Source organism: Bradyrhizobium genosp. SA-4 str. CB756 (assembly GCF_000473125.1).
Lineage (GTDB): Bacteria > Pseudomonadota > Alphaproteobacteria > Rhizobiales > Xanthobacteraceae > Bradyrhizobium > Bradyrhizobium arachidis.
Window position 1 is genome coordinate 4,677,439 of the sequence record NZ_KI421499.1, and the last position, 18,420, is coordinate 4,695,858.

The 18,420-nt window shown below is 65.3% G+C and carries 15 protein-coding genes; 14 read left to right on the forward strand and 1 reads right to left on the reverse strand.

Annotated features, from left to right (window positions below; all coding sequences use genetic code 11):
• Positions 1 to 5 precede the first annotated feature (5 nt).
• From oxlT (BRAGE_RS0122950) to BRAGE_RS0123010, 12 genes are all read left to right on the forward strand, one after another.
• A complete protein-coding gene (oxlT, locus tag BRAGE_RS0122950) occupies positions 6 to 1,292 on the forward strand; it encodes an oxalate/formate MFS antiporter (RefSeq protein WP_027558841.1) in 1,287 nt (428 codons plus the stop codon).
• Between the two features lie 259 nt (positions 1,293 to 1,551).
• Positions 1,552 to 2,874, forward strand: coding sequence for an oxalate/formate MFS antiporter (gene oxlT / locus BRAGE_RS0122955; protein ID WP_027558840.1), 1,323 nt, complete (start codon positions 1,552 to 1,554; stop codon positions 2,872 to 2,874).
• Positions 2,875 to 3,055: 181 nt separating this feature from the next.
• Positions 3,056 to 3,484, forward strand: a complete 429-nt coding sequence (locus BRAGE_RS0122960) for a CBS domain-containing protein (RefSeq protein WP_027558839.1) — start codon at positions 3,056 to 3,058, stop codon at positions 3,482 to 3,484.
• Positions 3,485 to 3,684: 200 nt separating this feature from the next.
• Positions 3,685 to 4,704, forward strand: a complete 1,020-nt coding sequence (locus BRAGE_RS0122965; protein WP_027558838.1) for a 2-dehydropantoate 2-reductase — start codon at positions 3,685 to 3,687, stop codon at positions 4,702 to 4,704.
• 11 nt (positions 4,705 to 4,715) lie between these two features.
• The gene (locus BRAGE_RS0122970; protein WP_035731435.1) at positions 4,716 to 5,489 is read left to right on the forward strand and encodes a fumarylacetoacetate hydrolase family protein; all 774 of its coding nucleotides are present in this window, start codon (positions 4,716 to 4,718) and stop codon (positions 5,487 to 5,489) included.
• Positions 5,490 to 6,109: 620 nt separating this feature from the next.
• On the forward strand, positions 6,110 to 7,516 hold the full coding sequence (locus BRAGE_RS0122980) for a hypothetical protein (RefSeq protein ID WP_027558836.1): 1,407 nt from the start codon (positions 6,110 to 6,112) through the stop codon (positions 7,514 to 7,516).
• 184 nt (positions 7,517 to 7,700) lie between these two features.
• Positions 7,701 to 7,904 carry a hypothetical protein gene (locus tag BRAGE_RS0122985; protein ID WP_018647766.1) on the forward strand — a complete coding sequence of 68 codons (204 nt, stop codon included), beginning with the start codon at positions 7,701 to 7,703 and terminating at the stop codon, positions 7,902 to 7,904.
• Positions 7,905 to 7,952: 48 nt separating this feature from the next.
• On the forward strand, positions 7,953 to 8,600 hold the full coding sequence (locus BRAGE_RS0122990) for a hypothetical protein (RefSeq protein ID WP_027558835.1): 648 nt from the start codon (positions 7,953 to 7,955) through the stop codon (positions 8,598 to 8,600).
• A 253-nt stretch (positions 8,601 to 8,853) separates the two neighbouring features.
• Positions 8,854 to 9,849, forward strand: a complete 996-nt coding sequence (locus tag BRAGE_RS0122995; protein WP_027558834.1) for an NAD(P)H-dependent flavin oxidoreductase — start codon at positions 8,854 to 8,856, stop codon at positions 9,847 to 9,849.
• A gap of 25 nt (positions 9,850 to 9,874) precedes the next feature.
• Positions 9,875 to 10,846 (forward strand): zinc-binding dehydrogenase, encoded by a 972-nt coding sequence (locus BRAGE_RS0123000; RefSeq protein ID WP_027558833.1) that lies wholly within the window; start codon positions 9,875 to 9,877, stop codon positions 10,844 to 10,846.
• A 365-nt stretch (positions 10,847 to 11,211) separates the two neighbouring features.
• On the forward strand, positions 11,212 to 12,585 hold the full coding sequence (locus BRAGE_RS0123005) for a cation-efflux pump (protein ID WP_027558832.1): 1,374 nt from the start codon (positions 11,212 to 11,214) through the stop codon (positions 12,583 to 12,585).
• 212 nt (positions 12,586 to 12,797) lie between these two features.
• Positions 12,798 to 15,128, forward strand: a complete 2,331-nt coding sequence (locus tag BRAGE_RS0123010; protein WP_027558831.1) for a PAS domain-containing sensor histidine kinase — start codon at positions 12,798 to 12,800, stop codon at positions 15,126 to 15,128.
• Positions 15,129 to 15,266: 138 nt separating this feature from the next.
• On the opposite strand, the gene BRAGE_RS0123015 is transcribed toward BRAGE_RS0123010, so the two are convergent.
• A complete protein-coding gene (locus BRAGE_RS0123015; RefSeq protein WP_027558830.1) occupies positions 15,267 to 16,160 on the reverse strand; it encodes a LysR family transcriptional regulator in 894 nt (297 codons plus the stop codon).
• Positions 16,161 to 16,384: 224 nt separating this feature from the next.
• On the opposite strand from BRAGE_RS0123015, the gene BRAGE_RS0123020 reads away from it, so the two are divergent.
• Both BRAGE_RS0123020 and BRAGE_RS0123025 read left to right on the forward strand, forming a co-directional pair.
• Positions 16,385 to 16,861 carry a formate dehydrogenase subunit gamma gene (locus BRAGE_RS0123020; RefSeq protein WP_027558829.1) on the forward strand — a complete coding sequence of 159 codons (477 nt, stop codon included), beginning with the start codon at positions 16,385 to 16,387 and terminating at the stop codon, positions 16,859 to 16,861.
• Complete coding sequence (locus BRAGE_RS0123025) at positions 16,858 to 18,414, forward strand: formate dehydrogenase beta subunit (protein WP_027558828.1); 1,557 nt, start codon at positions 16,858 to 16,860, stop codon at positions 18,412 to 18,414. Before BRAGE_RS0123020 ends, BRAGE_RS0123025 begins: the two co-directional genes overlap by 4 nt.
• The last annotated feature ends 6 nt before the right edge of the window (positions 18,415 to 18,420 follow it).

Consider the following 18,420-nt stretch of genomic DNA (forward strand, 5'->3'; position numbering starts at 1 on the left):
GCTTTATGACGGACATGGTGCAGGCAACGGCCCCTACAGCCGCGCGCGTCAGCGACACGTATCGCTGGGCGCAATTGGCGATCGGTGTAGCGGCCATGGTGATGATCGCCAATTATCAGTACGGCTGGACGTTCTTCGTCCCAGACATCCAGAAGAAGTTCGGCTGGGATCGCGCGTCGATCCAATGGGCCTTTACGCTCTTTGTGTTGTTCGAGACCTGGCTCGTACCGATCGAAGGCTGGTTCGTCGACAAATACGGTCCGCGCATCGTCGTCCTCGTCGGCGGCGTGCTCTGCGCCATCGGCTGGGCCATCAATGCGCAGGCGACCTCGCTAAACGGCTACTATCTCGGCATGATCATCGCGGGCATCGGCGCCGGCGGCGTCTACGGCACCTGCGTCGGCAACGCGCTGAAGTGGTTTCCGGACAAGCGCGGTCTTGCTGCCGGCATCACGGCCGCGGGCTTTGGTGCAGGCTCCGCCCTCACCGTCGCGCCGATCCAGGCCATGATCAAGGACAGTGGATTCCAGACCACCTTCCTCTATTTCGGCCTCGGACAAGGCATCATCATCTGCATCCTCGCCTTCTTCCTGCTCGCGCCGAAGCCGGGCCAGGTGCCGAGCGTGGTGGCGAATGCCAATATCATCCAGACTCGGCGCAACTATCAGCCGACCGAAGTGCTGCGCCAGCCGATCTTCTGGCTGATGTACTTCATGTTCGTGATCGTCGGCGCGGGTGGACTGATGGTCACCGCGAACCTGAAGCCGATCGCGGTTGACTGGAAGGTCGACAGCGTGCCGGTGACGCTGATGGCGGTGACGATGACCGCGGTGACCTTCGCAGCGACCATCGACCGCGTGCTCAACGGCCTGACGCGTCCGTTCTTCGGCTGGATCTCCGACATGATCGGCCGCGAGAACACGATGTTCATCGCCTTCGGCATGGAAGGCTTCGGCATCTGGATGCTCTACCTCTGGGGCCACGATCCGGTCTGGTTCGTGCTGCTCTCGGGCTTCGTGTTCTTCGCCTGGGGCGAGATCTACTCGCTGTTCCCCTCGACCTGCACCGACACGTTCGGCGCCAAGTTCGCGACCACCAATGCGGGCCTGCTCTACACCGCGAAGGGCACCGCCGCGCTGCTGGTTCCGGTCGCGAACCTGATGCAGCAGAACTCGGGCAATTGGGACAACGTGTTCATCATCGCGGCCGGCGCCAACATCTTGGCCTCGCTGCTGGCGATCGCGGTGCTGAAACCCTGGCGCAAGGTCGTGGTCGCGAAATCGACCCTCTGACACGCTTCACACAGCAACTCCTGACAACAACGCCCGGCCTCGCGGCCGGGCGTTTTCGTTTGTCCGAAGCCGTTTCGATTCCGGTAATCCGAACGGAACCGTGCATTTTTTGGCGCGAGATGCGAGATAGGACTTGCAATCTGGAATATGGTATACCAAGCTGCCCGCCGCGCTTGCGACGATAAGCCACAACATTTGCGACACCGGGTCATCTTGCAATCCCTGGTCGCAATCAATCAGGCGCGTTGGGAGGTTCTTGATGATTTCCAGCACGGACGGCGCCGTCACAGCTGCGCCTCTTCGCACCGGTTTCCGTTGGCTCCAGCTCGTGATGGGCATCGTCTGCATGGCGATGATCGCCAACCTGCAATATGGCTGGACGCTGTTCGTCGATCCGATCGATGCGACCCACCATTGGGGACGCGCCGCGATCCAGCTCGCTTTCACCATCTTCGTCGTCACCGAGACCTGGCTGGTGCCGATCGAGGCCTGGTTCGTCGACAAGTACGGCCCGCGCATCGTCATCATGTTCGGCGGCGTGATGATCGCGCTGTCCTGGGTGCTCAACTCCTACGCCGATAGCCTTCCCCTGCTCTACACCGCGGCCGTGATCGGCGGCATGGGCGCGGGCGCGGTATACGGCACCTGCGTCGGCAATGCGCTGAAATGGTTCCCCGATCGTCGCGGCCTCGCCGCCGGCGCAACGGCTGCCGGCTTCGGCGCGGGCGCAGCCCTCACCATCGTACCGATCGCGACCATGATCGCATCGAGCGGCTATCAGCACGCCTTCCTCGTCTTCGGCATCGGCCAGGGCGTGATCGTGTTCGTACTCGCCTTCTTCATCCAGCCGCCGCGGATCTCGATCCCGCCGAAGAAGAAGCAGCTCAATCTGCCGCAGACCAAGATCGACTTCACCCCGCCGCAAGTGCTGCGCACCCCTATTTTCTGGGTGATGTATCTCGTCTTCGTGATGGTCGCCTCCGGCGGCCTGATGACCGCGGCGCAGATCGCGCCGATCGCGCACGACTTCAAGATCGCCGACACGCCGGTCACTCTCGCCGGCTTCCAGATGGCGGCCCTGACCTTCGCGATCTCGCTCGACCGCATCTTCGACGGCTTTGGCCGTCCGTTCTTCGGCTTCGTGTCCGACACGATCGGCCGCGAGCACACCATGTTCATCGCCTTCGGCACGGCGGCGCTCATGCTGTTGACGCTGTCGGCCTATGGTCACATCCCGATCGTGTTCGTGCTCGCGACTGCGGTCTACTTCGGCGTCTTCGGCGAGATCTACTCGCTGTTTCCCGCCACCTGCGGCGATACCTTCGGCTCGAAATTCGCAACCACCAACAACGGCATGCTCTACACTGCGAAGGGCACCGCCTCCCTGCTCGTCCCGCTCGCCAGCGTGATCTCGACCGCCTATGGCTGGAAGGCCGTGTTCGTGGTCGCGGTGGCGCTGAACGCGACGGCGGCGCTGATGGCGCTGTTCGTGATCAAGCCGCTGCGCCGCTCCTTCATCCTCGGCAAGGAAGCCGAGAGCGCGAGCACCGCAACCGGCGCAGCCAAGACCGAGACGGCGTAGCGACCACACGCCTGTCACGTCGGTCAAAAAAGGGGCGCAGCGATGCGCCCCTTTTTCTTTTGGGCGCGCGACAAACGTCAGCATTGCTGCCGCAAGATTTTTCGGATCAGCCAAATCGAGTGCTTGACGATTGGCATTATGTATACCACACTTCCCTCATCATTCACCCAGGGAGGTCGCCATGCTGGTCGGAGACATTCTGCGCAAGAAGACGCCGCGCGTTGTAACGGTGCGAATGAACGAAACGGTGGGTATCGCCGCCAAGCTGATGCGCGCCAACAACATCAGCGCGCTGGTAGTCAAGGACGTGGTGCGCTCTGAAGGCAACACCGCGGTCGGCATGTTCACCGAGCGCGACGTGGTGCGTGCGGTTGCCGAGCACGGCGCCAATGCCATCAACGTCAAGGTCTCGCAGCTCGTGTCGGTGCAGCAGCTCGTCTCCTGCACCTCCTCGGACACGATCGAGCACGTGCGGCACCTGATGAACCGTCATCACATCCGCCATCTGCCCGTGATCGACGATTACAGCCTCGTCTCCGTCATCAGCATGCGCGACATCGCCGCTGCCGTCGACGAGGCGCTCAACGGCACGCCGCAAGCGGCCGCCTAAAGCATGATCCGGACCCGGAGGGCCGCGTCAGCGCAAAGTGCGTAGCGGTTTTCCGACAAGATCATGCTCAAGCAATAGCCTGAAGCGCATCGCGCTTTAGGGCACACACTTCCCCTGCGACTACCGGCCCCGGCTCGGATCCTTCTGAGCCGGACCGGATCTTTCGTCCCCAAATTCCGGTCACTGCTCGCGAGGATTTCATGAAGATCTGCATCTACGGCGCCGGCGCGATCGGCGGATATCTCGGGGTTCAGCTCGCGCGCGCTGGCGCGGACGTCAGTCTCGTCGCCCGCGGCGCGCACCTTGCGGCGATGCGCGAGCGCGGCCTGACGCTGCTCGCGGGCGAGGAGACGCACACCGTGCATCCGCGCTGCACCGACGATCCCGCCGAGCTCGGCGTGCAGGACTACATCATCATCACGCTGAAGGCGCATTCGATCACCGGCGTGATCGAGAAGATGCAGCCGCTGCTCGGGCCGCACACCCGCATCGTCACCGCCGTCAACGGCATCCCCTATTGGTATTTCTACAAGCATGGCGGCCAATACGAGAATTCGACGCTGGAGAGCATCGATCCCGGCGGACGGCAGTGGCGCGAGATCGGCGCCGAGCGCGCCATCGGCTGCATCGTCTATCCCGCCACCGAAATCGAAGCGCCTGGTGTGATCCGCCACGTCTACGGCAACAATTTCCCGCTCGGCGAGCCCTCCGGCGAGATCACCTCCGACGTGCAGCGCCTCGCCGATCTCTTCGTCGCGGCCGGCCTCAAGGCGCCGGTGCTCGATCGCATCCGCGACGAGATCTGGCTCAAGCTCTGGGGTAACGTCTGCTTCAATCCGATCAGCGCGCTGACCCACGCAACCCTCGACGTGATCTGCACCGATCCGTCCACGCGTGCGCTGTCGCGCGCGATCATGGTGGAGACGCAAGGCATCGCCGAGACCTTCGGCGTCAAATTCCGCGTCGACGTCGAGCGCCGCATCGAGGGCGCCCGCAAGGTCGGTGCGCACAAGACCTCGATGCTCCAGGATCTCGAGCGTGGCCGCCCGATGGAGATCGACCCGCTCGTCACCGTGGTGCAGGAGATGGGCCGCCTCACCGGCATCGCCACGCCCGCACTCGACTCAGTGCTGGCGATGGTGACCCAGCGCGCCCGCATCGCCGGCCTCTATGACGGCGTCGCGGCACCCGGCGATCCCCGCGCACTGGCGGTGGCGTGATGGCGGGCGAGATGAAACACTGGCTACGCTTCCGTCATAGCGGCGCGACCGGTTTCGGCACGCTGACTGCATCAGGCATCAGCGTCCATGAGGGCGAGATGTTCGGCCGCCATGCCGCCACCGGCAAGACGCTGGCCCTGTCGGAGGTCGAGTTGCTCGCGCCCTGCGCGCCAAGCAAGATCGTGGCGCTCTGGAATAATTTCCACGCGCTCGCAGCCAAGCTGAACCAGCCCGAGCCGCCGGAGCCGCTCTATCTGCTCAAGGCCACCACCACCATCGCCGCGCCCGGCGCGGTGGTCCGCCGCCCCTCTTATTATGACGGCAAGACCACCTATGAGGGCGAGCTCGGCATCGTCATCGGCAAGACCTGCGCCCGCGTCTCGCCCGCGGAAGCGGACGGCTTCATCTTCGGCTACACCTGCGTCAACGACATCACCGCCAACGATATCCTGACCCGCGATCCCACCTTTCCCCAGTGGGCCCGCGCCAAGGGGATCGACGATTACGGCCCGTTCGGCCCCGTGATCGCGACTGGCCTCGATCCAGCCAAGCTCGTTGTGCGCACCATCCTCAACGGCGCCGAGCGGCAGAACTATCCGATCTCGGACATGATCTTCTCGGCGCAGGAGCTGGTCAGCTGGATTTCGCACGACATGACGCTGCTCCCCGGCGACCTCATCGCGGTCGGGACATCGGTTGGCGTCGGCGTGATGAAGGAGCCGGTGAACATGGTGACCGTCGCGATCGACGGCATCGGCGAGCTCACCAACGAATTCCGGCTGTAGCGGCTCCTTCATTCCCGGGCGCAACTCCATCGTGACCTCGGAATGAAGGCTCGCCGGCCATTTCGCCGCAGCGCGGCAAAATTGATCCTGCGCAAATCGCGCCGTCGCGGTCGCCATTATCCTTCCCGGCAACAGATCGATGTCTGATGCAAGGGAGGACGCCATGACGAATGCCACTAATGCACTTTTGTGGACGGCTCTCTACTTTGCCCTCGCGTTCGCTGCGATCTTCGTGGTCTGGTTCGCCGACAAGATGCGTTCGAACTTCCTCGGGAAGTGATAGCGAGCAGGACGCCGTAGTCCGGACTGACATCCGGGACAGACGTTGGCGTGGTCCCGCATGGCGCTACCTGCATGCGGTCTACGAATCCCACCCTCTCCGTCATTCCGGGGCGCGACGAAGTCGCGAGCCCGGAATGACCGCTGAGGATAGTTGGCAGCCACGGCCCCAACCAATCGGGAAAACCCGGCACCTCGCCAAGCCGCTCCATCGGTCGGCCGACGCAACCGGCGGTGGATTCGTGCGACTGGACACATCCGGCAACAGCCGCACCCCTTGATCTCGGTTCCGCTCTCCAATAGCAACTATGGCAACATTGTGCCGGCGTGAGGAATTCACGATGTGGCTGTTTTTCCTGGGTGCCTGGTTCGTCCTGCTGGCCGCCATCGCGTTTTTGGTCCAGCAGGCGTTCGGTTACGATATCAGCCACCTGTCCGCCTGGTTCGCGGGCCTGCCCATGCCGCAACGTATCGCGACGGGCACGATCCTGACCGCCGCCCTGGCGCTGATCGGCGCAAGCGCCTGGCGCTTGTCGCGCCAGGACCGGCGCCTCGACACCCTGCGCGACCGCCTCAGGAAGACCCGTGAGGACGTCGTCGTCGCCCATGCCCTGCAAAACCACCTCGACGCCACCGTCCAGCACCTGATCGAGAGCGACCCCAGGGAGGCGGTCTCCGCCCTCGACGGCAAGCTGGGCGAGACCGAGCAGCGCGCGCTGCTGCAGCAGGGCCGCAACGAATCCACCGATATGCATGACCAGCTCGCCGAGATTCGCCGCCGCCAGCAGGCGCTGCGCGAGATGGTCGGCAAGGTCGCCGATCAGCGCCGCGCGGTCGAGCCCGTCTTCACCGAGATCCGCGACCGCCAGAACCAGCTCGAACGCTCCCTGCACGACCTCGAGACCGACGACCGCAAGAACAACCTCGGCGACCGGCTCAAGGAGATCGCGCGCGACGTATCGGCGCTGCTGACGCGGGTGAACACGGTCCAGCACATTTTCGCAACCCTGGACCGGTACAAGGAAGATCTGGCGAAATCCCATGCCGAGCTGGTGCCGCCGCGCTCGAACGACGCCGGTATCAATGCGCTGATCGGCGAGCTCGCCCTCAGCCATGACCGCCTGGCCAAAAGCATCGACGAGCTAGAGACCAGCGGCGAGGCGCCGCTCGCCAGCCGGGTCGAGACGCTGTCGAAGAACAAGATCGAGATCGAGCAGCGCCTCGCCCGCATCGACGACAGTTTCAACATCCTCAAGGCCGTCCGGCTCGACTTCGAGGAGCTCGGTCAACGCCGAGCCCAGCTCGAGCGCTCGCTCGCCGAGGTCGAAACCGACCGCGACGGCAAGTCGCTTGCCGACCGTCAGAACGCGCTGAACGACTTCGTGCTCCAGTCGCGCCAGCGCCTCGGCGCGTTGCAGGAGACGCTGGCGACGCTGAACGCCTTCAAGACCGAGCTGTCGAAGTCGCAGGCTGACCTCGTCCCGCTGAAGGCCCCGGTGTTCGGCATCGAGGCGATGATCGCCGAGGTCAGCACCACGCGCGACCTGCTCGCCAGAACCGTCGGCGAGATCGAGGCGAATGCCGGCGTGACCCTGGCCTCGCGTGTGGACGCGCTGACCAAGAGCAAGCGCGAAGTCGAAGACCGCCTCGCACGCATCTTCGACAATTTCAACACGCTCGATGCCTTGCGCAAGGACATCGGCGGCATCTTCTCGACGATCAGGAACAGCCTGAACCGAATCGGGTGATTGCCGCGCAGGACCGGCATCGCACCAACCAGAAACATCCGGACACATCATCACATCTGCGTTCGCCCGATAGATGCCGCCAACATGTCCCGTGCACGCCGCAACTTGGACGCATTCGGCCGCCCTTTTGTGAGGCGTGTCTGGGGGCACGGCATGGCCGTGTTTGGACCAACCTTCTAGGGGTATCACTGTGAAGAAGATCGTATTTGTTCTGGGTGCAACGCTTGCTCTGGTGACGGCTGCGAACGCTGCGGACCTGCCGCGCCGCCAGCCCGTGCCGGTCTATCCGGCGGAGCAGGCCCCGATCGGCAAGATGCCGATCGGCAAGAGCCCGGTCGGCAAGGCCCCGATCGGCAAGGCGCCCGGCCCGGTCGCAGCGCGCTACTGACGCATTAGCGGAATCTGCGCAAGCGGCCGGCAGTCGAGGGGGCACAGCGTGACGAACAAAGCTGATCGAACGGGATCCTGCATCATCGCGGGGGCCGCGCTCGCGGCCATGATCGCGTGCACGACGCCCTCGGCTTCGGCCCACGAAGCGAACAAGCGCATGGCGGACGCCAATGCGCTTGCCACGACCGACACCGCCTCGCGACCGGCACCGCAATCGCGGCGCCCGGTCGCGCGCGCGGAGAAAGGTCCCTATTACGTCGACTTCCGTGCCCGCACGGCCGCGAGCTGGGGCCATGCCTTCGTCTGGTACGGCAAGACCAGCGAGCGCGCCGTCGAGGTTGCTGGGCTCACGCCCGCCGGCGACACCTGGGCCTATGTGCTCGGTCACCTCACCTGGGTGCCATCAGAGACCGGCGCGAGCTACGGCGATCTCGATCCGGAATATCTGACCGCGAGCTATCGCGTCTATCTCAACGAGGCCGACGCCAAGCGCGTGTTCGCCTACATCAAGAAATTGCAGACGAGCTCGCCGGTCTGGAATGCCGAGACCACCAACTGCACCGGCTTCATCGGCGACATCGCCGAGTTCATGGGCCTGCAAGTCCCCAACCGCTGGCAGCGCCCAGAAAACTTCGTCAACCGCCTCAAGGAAATGAACGGCGGCCGGCAGATGGTGCGGCTGTCGGCGGAGTAGCAGCAGCCTCGGTATCCGTGCCCCGGACGCAGAATGTGGGTCCCGGCTCTGCGCCGCAACGCCAAGAGGCGTTGCAGCGCGTCCGGGACACGAGATCATCCAAATTATCCGCCCCGCGGAATCTTCCTCATCCCCTGCATGAGCGCCCCGCCCTAACCGCACGCCCGCGCAATAGACTTTTCCCACCCCCGGCGGCATCCTCCGGCCATCAACCGATAACAGAGCCCGCGGGCCACCCAGGGGGGAACACATCATGCTGCAGACACGCTTCACTGAACTCGTCGGGGTCGAGCACCCGATCGTCCAGGGCGGCATGCAGTGGGTCGGGCGGGCCGAGCTGGTCGCGGCCGTCGCCAATGCCGGCGCACTCGGCTTCATCACGGCGCTGACCCAGCCGACGCCGGAGGATCTCACAAAGGAGATCGCGCGCTGCCGTGACCTCACCGACAAGCCCTTTGGCGTCAACCTCACCATCCTGCCCGCGATCAAGCCGCCGCCTTACGCGGAATACCGCGCCGCCATCATCGAGAGCGGCATCACGGTGGTCGAGACCGCCGGCAACAAGCCGCAGGAGCATGTCGACGAGTTCAAAAAGCACGGCGTCAAGGTCGTGCACAAATGCACCAGCGTCCGCCACGCCCTGTCGGCCGAGCGGATGGGCGTCGATGCCATCTCGATCGACGGCTTCGAATGCGCCGGCCATCCCGGCGAAGACGACACCCCCGGCCTGATCCTGATCCCGGCCGCCGCCAACAAGGTCAAGATCCCGATGATCGCCTCCGGCGGGTTTGCCGATGCCCGCGGCCTCGTCGCCGCGCTGGCGCTGGGCGCCGACGGCATCAACATGGGCACCCGCTTCATGGCAACCAAGGAGAGCCCGATCCACCAGCTCATCAAGGAAAAGATCGTCGCCAATGACGAGCGCGAGACCGAGCTGATCTTCCGCACCATGCGCAACACCTCCCGCGTCGCCAAGAACGAGATATCGACCAGGGTCGTCGCCATGGAGAAGGAAGGCGCCAGGTTCGAGGACATCCGCGAGCTCGTTGCGGGGGCCCGCGGCAAGATGGTCTACGCGACCGGCAATTCCGACGAAGGCATCTGGTCGGCCGGCCAGGTTCAGGGCCTGATCCAGGACATCCCGAGCTGCGCCGAGCTGATCTCCCGCATCGTGCGCGAAGCGGAAGCGATCATCAGGAACAGGCTTGAAGGCATGATCGTTCATCCGAGCGCGCAAGCGGCGGAATAATCACTGTAAGAAGCGAGAGCAATTGATGAAGGCTTACGTCTACGGCCCTGATGGCGCTCAGATTTCTGACGTTCCTCAACCTAAGCCGAAAGGCACGCAGGTGCTGGTTCGCGTGCGTGCCTGTGGGCTCAATCGCGCCGACACCGGCATGCGCAAGGGCCACGCCCATGGCGCGGCCGGCGGTGTCGGCACCGTGCTCGGGATGGAATGGGCCGGTGAGGTCGCCGAGCTCGGACCGGACGCCAAGGGCGTCAAGGTCGGCGATCGCATCATGGGATCGGGCGGCGCGGCGTTTGCCGAGTACACGCTCGCCGACCACGGCCGGCTGTTCCGTGCCCCCTCGAACATGAATTTCGAGGAGGCCGCCACCCTGCCCGTCGCGCTCGCGACCATGCACAATGCCGTCGTCACCGTCGGCGGCGTGCAGCCGGGACAGGCCGTGCTGATCCAGGGCGCGAGCTCCGGCGTCGGCCTGATGGCGATGCAGATCGCCAAGCTGAAGGGCGCCAAGCTCGTGATCGGCTCCTCGACCGATGCCTACCGCCGCGGCCGGCTGAAGGAATACGGCGCCGACCTCGCGGTCGATTCCTCGGACCCCAAATGGGCCGAGGAGGTGCTGAAGGCGACGAACGGCGAAGGCGTCGACCTCATCGTCGACCAGGTCTCCGGCAAGGTTGCCAACCAGAACCTCGCCGCAACCAGGGTCCTGGGCCGCATCGTCAATGTCGGCCGGCTCGGCGGCACCCATGCCGACTTCAACTTCGACCTCCATGCCGCCCGCCGCATCAGCTACATCGGCGTCACCTTCCGCACCCGCACCATCGAGGAGGTGCGCGAGATCTTCGAGGAGGTCCGCAAGGACATCTGGGGCGCGGTGGAATCGCGCAAGCTGCAGCTCCCGATCGACAAGGTCTATGGGTTCGACGACATCGACAAGGCGTTCGAGCACATGGAGGCGAACAAGCATCTGGGGAAGATCGTGGTGACGGTGCCGTAACGCCCCGGAGCCATCCAAAGACACCGGTCTCGTAGGGTGGGCAGCAAAGCGAAGCGTGCCCACGATCTGTATCCATCACGGAGGAATCGTGGGCACGGCGCTATCGCGCCTTTGCCCACTCTACGAGTTTGGAGTGCGCCGCTCTCTCCGCTCGTCATGGCCGGGCTTGACCCGGCCATCCACGTCTTGGCGGCTTGGCACGAAGAACGTGGATGCCCGGGACGAGCCCGGGCATGACGGGGCAAGTGGCATCAGCCACCATCCAATTCGGAAGCATTCGCAATAGCTTCGCTCCTGCAACTCACTTGCGACTATAGCTGTGGATCGTCGCTTGATGTTCGACCTCACCCTGCTACATCCCCGCCATGACATCCCAGCACAACAAGACCTCGGTCGCGGCCATCTCGATCTTCGCCAGCGGCGGCATGGCAGCGGCCAAGTTCGTCGTCGGCATCGCGATCGGCTCGCTCGCGCTGATCTCCGAGGCCCTGCACTCCTCGATCGACCTCGTCGCAACCATCATCACCTGGGCGGTGGTGCGGGTGTCCGACAAGCCGGCCGACGAGGAGCACCATTACGGCCACGGCAAGCTGGAGAGCATCTCCGCGCTCGGCGTCACCGCCCTGCTCTACGTGCTAGCCGGCGGCATCCTGGTCGAGGCCTATGGCCGCTTGCGCGAGGGAACCGCGCCGCCGACGATTTCGGCCGTGCCGTTCGTGGTGCTGGTGATCGACATCGTCGTGAACCTCTGGCGCGCGCGTGCCCTGCACCGGGCCGCGCGGGAGACCAGGAGCCAGGCGCTCGCCGCCGACGCGCTGCATTTCGCTTCCGACGTGATGGGCTCGTTCGCCGTGATCGTGGGCCTGATCCTCGCCGCCCTCGGCTTCTGGTGGGGCGACGCCGCGGCCGCCGCCGCGGTTGCAGTCATGATCGCCCTGCTCGGCCTGCGCATGGCCGGCTCGACCGTGCAGACGCTGGTCGACCGCGCCCCCGAGGGCGCGCAGGAGAAGGCCACCGCCGCGATCCGCGGCGTCCCCGGCGTGATCGACGTCGAGCGGTTGCGCGTGCGCATGGTCGGCGCGACCACCTTCATCGACACCATCGCCAAGGTGCCGCGGACCTATCCGATCGACCGTGTCGAGGAGATCAAGCGCGAGGCGCAGGCCGCCGTCGGCAAGGCGTTCGGCGATGCCGACCTCACCTTCACCCCGGTCCCGGTCGCGCGCGACAACGAGACCGTGCGCGACCGCATCATGGTGATCGCCCACAATTCCGGCCTCGCCATCCACCACGTCACAGTGCACGATCTCGGCGCCAAGCTGATCGTCAGCATCGACCTCGAGGTCGACGCCGAGATGCAGCTCGAGGCCGCCCATGACATCGCCAACACGCTGGAGCGCAGCATCCAGGAGGAGTTCGGCGAGGACGTCGAGGTCGACGTTCATATCGAGCCGCTGGAGCCGGAACTGCCGTTCGGCGTCGATGCCGCGCCGGAGCGGGTGCAGACCATCGCCACTGCACTGGCCGAGTTCGCCGGCGAAGGCGAGATCCACGACATCCATAATGTGCGCGTCCGCAACACCGATGCCGGCGAGATCGTCAACTTCCACTGCCGCGCCGCTCCGTCGATGAGCGTGATCAAGGTGCACGAGCATGTCGACGCGATCGAGCGCGCGCTGCGCCGCGCGTTCCCGAGCGTGAAGCGCGTCATCAGTCACGCCGAACCGCCGCGCGCGTGACATGGAATGCGTGCGGAGTCGCACGTTCTCGTTTCGGACTCCTCGCGCCCGTGAGTTTGCGAACATACGATGCGCGAACTGCGCGTTGGATAAGAATAATTTCGCGTTAACGATTCGTTGACTCTCGACAGCCCGGCAAAACTGGATTCAAATCGATGTGATTCGGAAGCGACGTGGGGCCGCTTCCGAGCAGTTTTCAGGGGGCCGAAGGCATGTCGCGTGCAGACGCCGCGAACGCGTGCGTCCAATCCGATTCGATCAAGGGATTGGCACAATCGATCGCGAAACCTGCCTACCACCGGCTGCTGATCGCGGAGCCGGCATTGCGCCGCGCCGTGCCGACGCTCATCATCGCCTTCCTGATCACCATCTGCCTCGGCGCGTTCGTGCAGGTCGTCGACCAGACGCGGCAGAAGCGGCAGGTCGTCCGGCACGACATCTCCGCGCTTGCCGACCTGCTCGCCGAACGCATCGATCGCCTCACCTCGTCGCGGATGGAGCGGCTGAAGAATATCGAGAACCTGCCGACGCTGCTGCCCGACCTCATCCCGTCCTGGGGCCTGGCCGCGGGCCGCCACGTCATCGTCACCTCGGCCGGCATCGACCGCCGCATCCTCGCCCGCATTCCGATCGACAGCGATCCCGCCGGCAATGACCGCCTGCTCGATGCGATCACCACCGCGCAGCTGCTCGCAGCTCCGCCGCGCGACAACAACGTCTCCGACATGACGCTGCCGAGCGGCAACGCCGCGATGGCGATCTCGCGCCAGATCAAGTCGCTGCCCGGCCTCGTCACCGTGATCCAGGAGCGCAACGAGCCGATCTGGGGCTCTGACGCCGCGCTCTCGGTGACGCTGTCGGCGACAACAGGCTTCGTCGTCCTGATCCTCGGCTTCGCCTTCCACTGGCAGTCCACCCGCGCCCGCGAGGGCGACCTCATCAACGACGCGGTGCGCGGCCGCATCGACACCGCGCTCAACCGTGGCCGCTGCGGCCTGTGGGACTGGGACCTGTCGCGCGGCCGGATCTTCTGGTCGCAGTCGATGTTCTCGATGCTCGGCCTCGACGGCCGCAACGAGCTCCTCACCTTCGGCGAGGTCAACGCGCTGGTGAAGTCCGACGACATCGATCTGTTCGAGATCGCCGACCAGCTCATCTCCGAGAAGATCGACCACATCGACCAGACCTTCCGCATGCAGCATGTTGACGGCCACTGGATCTGGCTCCGCGTCCGCTGCGAGAAGACGCGCGGGGCAACTGATTCCAGCGTGCACCTGATCGGCATCGCGGTCGACATCACCGAGCAGAAGAGCCTCGCCGAGAAGACCGTGGAAGCCGACCTGCGCCTGCGCGACGCGATCGAGACGATCCCGGAAGCCTTCGTGCTGTGGGACGCCAGCGACCGCCTCGTGCTCTGCAATTCGCACTTCCAGCGCCTGCACAAGCTGCCCGACACCGCCGTCATTCCCGGCACCTCCTACGAGACCGTGCTCGAGGTCGGCCGCATGCCGGAGGTGCGCACCCGCCACAACGAGACCGGTGCCCAAGGCCCGGGCGCCCGCACCTTCGAGGCGCAGCTCGACGACGGCAGCTGGCTGCACATCAGCGAGCGCCGCACCAAGGACGGCGGCTACGTCTCGGTCGGCACCGACATCACCCGCATCAAGGAGCACGAGCAGAAGCTGGTCGACAACGACCTGCGCCTGCGCGCCACCGTCATCGACCTGAAGCGCTCGCAGGCAGCGCTGGAGCGCCAGGCGGTCGAGCTCGCGGACCTTGCCGAGAAGTACCAGCGCGAGAAGACCCGCGCCGAGGAAGCCAACCAGACCAAGTCGAAATTCCTCGCCAATATGAGCCACGAGCTGCGCACACCGCTGAACGCCATCATTGGCTTCTCCGAGATCATGGGCTCGGGCATGTTCGGCGAGCTCGGCAGCGAGAAGTACCAGGAATACTGCCAGGACATCCTGAACAGCGGCCACTACCTGCTCGAGGTCATCAACGACATCCTCGACATGTCCAAGATCGAGGCCGGGCGCATGAAGCTCGACATGGAAGAGCTGGACTTGGCGCAGACGCTGGCGGAATCCCTGCGCGTCGTCACCGGGCGGGCCCAGGACAAGCACCTGACGCTGGACGCCGACATCGCGAAGTCCATCTCGGTCGTCGCCGACCGCCGCGCCACCAAGCAGATCATCGTCAACCTCTTGTCCAACGCGGTGAAGTTCACGCCCGACGGCGGCCGCGTCGTGGTCCGCAGCCGCGAGCTCGACGACAGGATCGTGCTGATGATCGCCGACACCGGCATCGGGATCGCGCCGCATTCGCTGGCGCGGCTCGGCCGCCCGTTCGAGCAGGTCGAGAGCCAGCTCAGCAAGACCTATCACGGCTCGGGCCTTGGCCTTGCCATCGCCCGCTCGCTGGCGCAGCTCCACGGCGGCTCGATGCGGCTGCGCTCGAAGATTGACGTCGGCACCGTCGTCCGCGTCACCCTGCCGCGCAACGCCGTCAAGGCGGCGACCGGGATATCGGCGGCGGCTTAGCGCACGGCGGGAAGCTCGCCCGAGGCCATCCTTCGAGACGCCCGCCTCCGGCGGGCCCTCAGGATGAGGGCGGAGTACGCGGCAGCCGTTTCAACGAGCACCGATACAACGCTTGCTCCGGCCCCGCCGCTCTGGCTCCTACAGCTGCAGCGACGGCGCCACTTCGCGCGCGACATTGACCAGCGCCGCGATCAGCGGCGTCATGGGATCGCGCTGCGGGATCACCATGCCGATGCTGTAATTGACCTCGGGGTCGATGATCGGGATCGAACGCACGGTGTCGGAGAGGCCGAGTGTCTCGGCGAGCTTGGCCGGCATCACGCTTGCCCAGCGCCCTGTCTTCACATGCGTGAACAACACGAGCAGCGAGTTCGAGGTCAAGGTCGGCGTCGCCTCCGCGCCGACCGAGCGCAGCGCACGATCGATGATGCGGCGGTTCTGCATGTCGGGCGTCAGCAGGCACAGCGGCACCTGCCCGACCTCGGTCCAGGTCACCGTCTCGCGGTCGCCGAACATTCCGTCCGGCGCGGTCAAGAGACGATAGCTCTCGTTGTAGAGCGGAATGGTGCGCACCTTGCCGATCGGCTCGTTCTCGATATAGGTCAGCCCCGCATCGACCTCGAGATTTTCGAGCAGCCCCAGTACCTCCGATGACGTCGTGGACTGGATGCGGAAGCGCACCTCGGGATGCCGCGCGCGGAACGGCGTCGTCAGCGCGGCGACCATGCCGAGCACGGTCGGGATCGCGGCAATGCGGATCTCGCCGGAGAGCTGGTGCTTCAACCCGTTGATCTCGTCGCGCATGGCGCGGGCATCGCCCACGATCCGCCGCGCCCAGTCGAGCGCCCGCTCGCCTTCGGGCGTGAACCCCTGGAAGCGTGAGCCGCGCTGGACCAGCATCACGCCGAGGATCTCCTCGAGCTGCTTCAGCCCGGTCGACATCGTCGGCTGGGTCACGCCGCAAGCCTCTGCCGCGCGTCCAAAATGCCGTTCCTTCGCCAGCGCCAGCAGCAGTTCAAGCTTGTCGATCAACCGGACGTCCCCTCGAATTCTGTCGTGGCATGCAAGCTAGCATGCCGGGCCTGCACCAACACGCAAAAACCGGCAGCCGATACAAGCTTCATTACCAATTCGTATCGACCGATTGCGGTTGCAAATCGATCTGAATTCGCAATCGCAGCATGAGACAGCTTTATTGATCTTCGAATGATTCCAAATACTTTGTGGGGAAATAACGCTGAGGTTGAGAACGAAGAATGACAGCGGTTTACGAGCCTTGGGACGAGACGCGCGGCGCCGAGATCATCGCTGAACATGCGAAGCAGGAGGGCGCAACGCTCGTCATCCTGCATGCGCTTCAGGAGGCGTTCGGCTACGTGCCGGAGGCGGCGATTCCCATGGTCGCGCAGGCGCTGAATCTGTCGCGCGCCGAGGTGCACGGCGTTTTCACCTTCTATCATGATTTCCGCCACAAGCCAGCCGGCCGCCACGTGCTGAAGCTGTGCCGCGCAGAGGCCTGCCAGGCCGCGGGCGGCGATGCGCTGGCCGCGCGCGCCGAATCGAAGCTTGGCGTGTCGCTCGGCAATACGACGGCTGATGATCGCGTCACGCTCGAGCCGATCTACTGCCTCGGCCTGTGTGCGACCGCGCCGTCGGCGATGCTCGACGGCCGCCTCATCGGCCGGCTCGACGAGAAGCGGCTGGATGCCCTGGTTGCGGAGGCACAGCGATGAGCATGCGTCTCTTCGTCTCACGCGATGCAGGTGCGGTCGCCGTCGGCGCCGACGAGGTTGCGCTGGCGCTGGAACAGGCCGCGGCCAAGCGCGGCGTCGCCGTTGAGATCGTCAGGACCGGCTCGCGCGGCATGTACTGGCTGGAGCCGCTGGTCGAGGTCGCAACGCCGCAAGGCCGGATCGCCTTCGGCCCTGTGACCGAAGCCGACGTGCGCTCCCTGCTCGACGCGCTCGCCAACAACACACCGCATCTGTTGCGGCTCGGCGCGACCGACGAGATTCCCTGGCTGAAGCGCCAGACCCGCCTCACCTTCGCCCGCTGCGGCGTGATCGATCCGCGCTCGCTCGACGACTACCGCGCCCATGGCGGCTACAAGGGGTTTGAGCGCGCGCTCTCGCTCGGCCCTGATGCGATCCTGAACGAGGTCACCGCATCCGGCCTTCGCGGCCGCGGCGGCGCGGGCTTTCCGACCGGCATCAAGTGGAAGACCGTCGCGCAGGCGAAGGCCGACCGCAAGTTCATCGTCTGCAACGCCGACGAAGGCGACAGCGGCACCTTCGCCGACCGCATGATCATGGAAGGCGATCCCTTCCTGGTCATCGAAGGCATGACGACTGCCGGCATCACCGTCGGCGCGACCAAGGGCTACATCTACATCCGCAGCGAATATCCGCATGCGGTCGAGGCGATGAACGCCGCCATCGTGGCGGCCAAACGCGGCGGCTATCTCGGCGACAAGATCGGCGGCTCCGCCTACAGCTTCGATCTCGAAGTGCGCGTCGGCGCCGGCGCCTATGTCTGCGGCGAGGAGACCTCGCTGCTGGAGAGCCTGGAAGGCAGTCGCGGCATCGTGCGCGCCAAGCCGCCGCTGCCGGCGCATCACGGCCTGTTCGGCAAGCCGACCGTCATCAACAACGTGCTGTCGTTCGCGGCGATTCCCTTCATCCTCGCGGAAGGCGCCAAGGCCTATGCCGATTTCGGCATGGGCCGCTCGCGCGGCACGATGCCGATTCAGCTCGCCGGCAACATCCGCTACGGCGGCCTCTACGAGACCGCCTTCGGCGTCACGCTCGGCGAGCTCGTCGACGAGATCGGCGGCGGCACGGCCACCGGCCGTCCGGTCCGCGCGGTTCAGGTCGGCGGCCCGCTCGGGGCCTATTTCCCACGCGCGCTGTTCGACACGCCGTTCGACTACGAAGCGTTCGCGGCGCGCGACGGCCTGATCGGCCATGGCGGCATCGTCGTGTTCGACGACAGCGTCGACATGCGCAGGCAGGCGCGCTTCGCCATGGAGTTCTGCGCCGTCGAATCCTGCGGCAAGTGCACGCCGTGCCGGATCGGCTCGACCCGCGGCGTCGAGACCATCGAGAAGATCATCAACGGCGAGCGCGTCCATGAAAATCTCGCGCTCGTCGAGGACCTCTGCAACACCATGAAATTCGGCTCGCTCTGCGCACTCGGCGGCTTCACGCCCTACCCCGTGCTCAGTGCATTGAAGCACTTCCGGGAGGACTTCGCACCCATCCCGACCACGCTTCAGGCCGCGGAATAGGAGAAC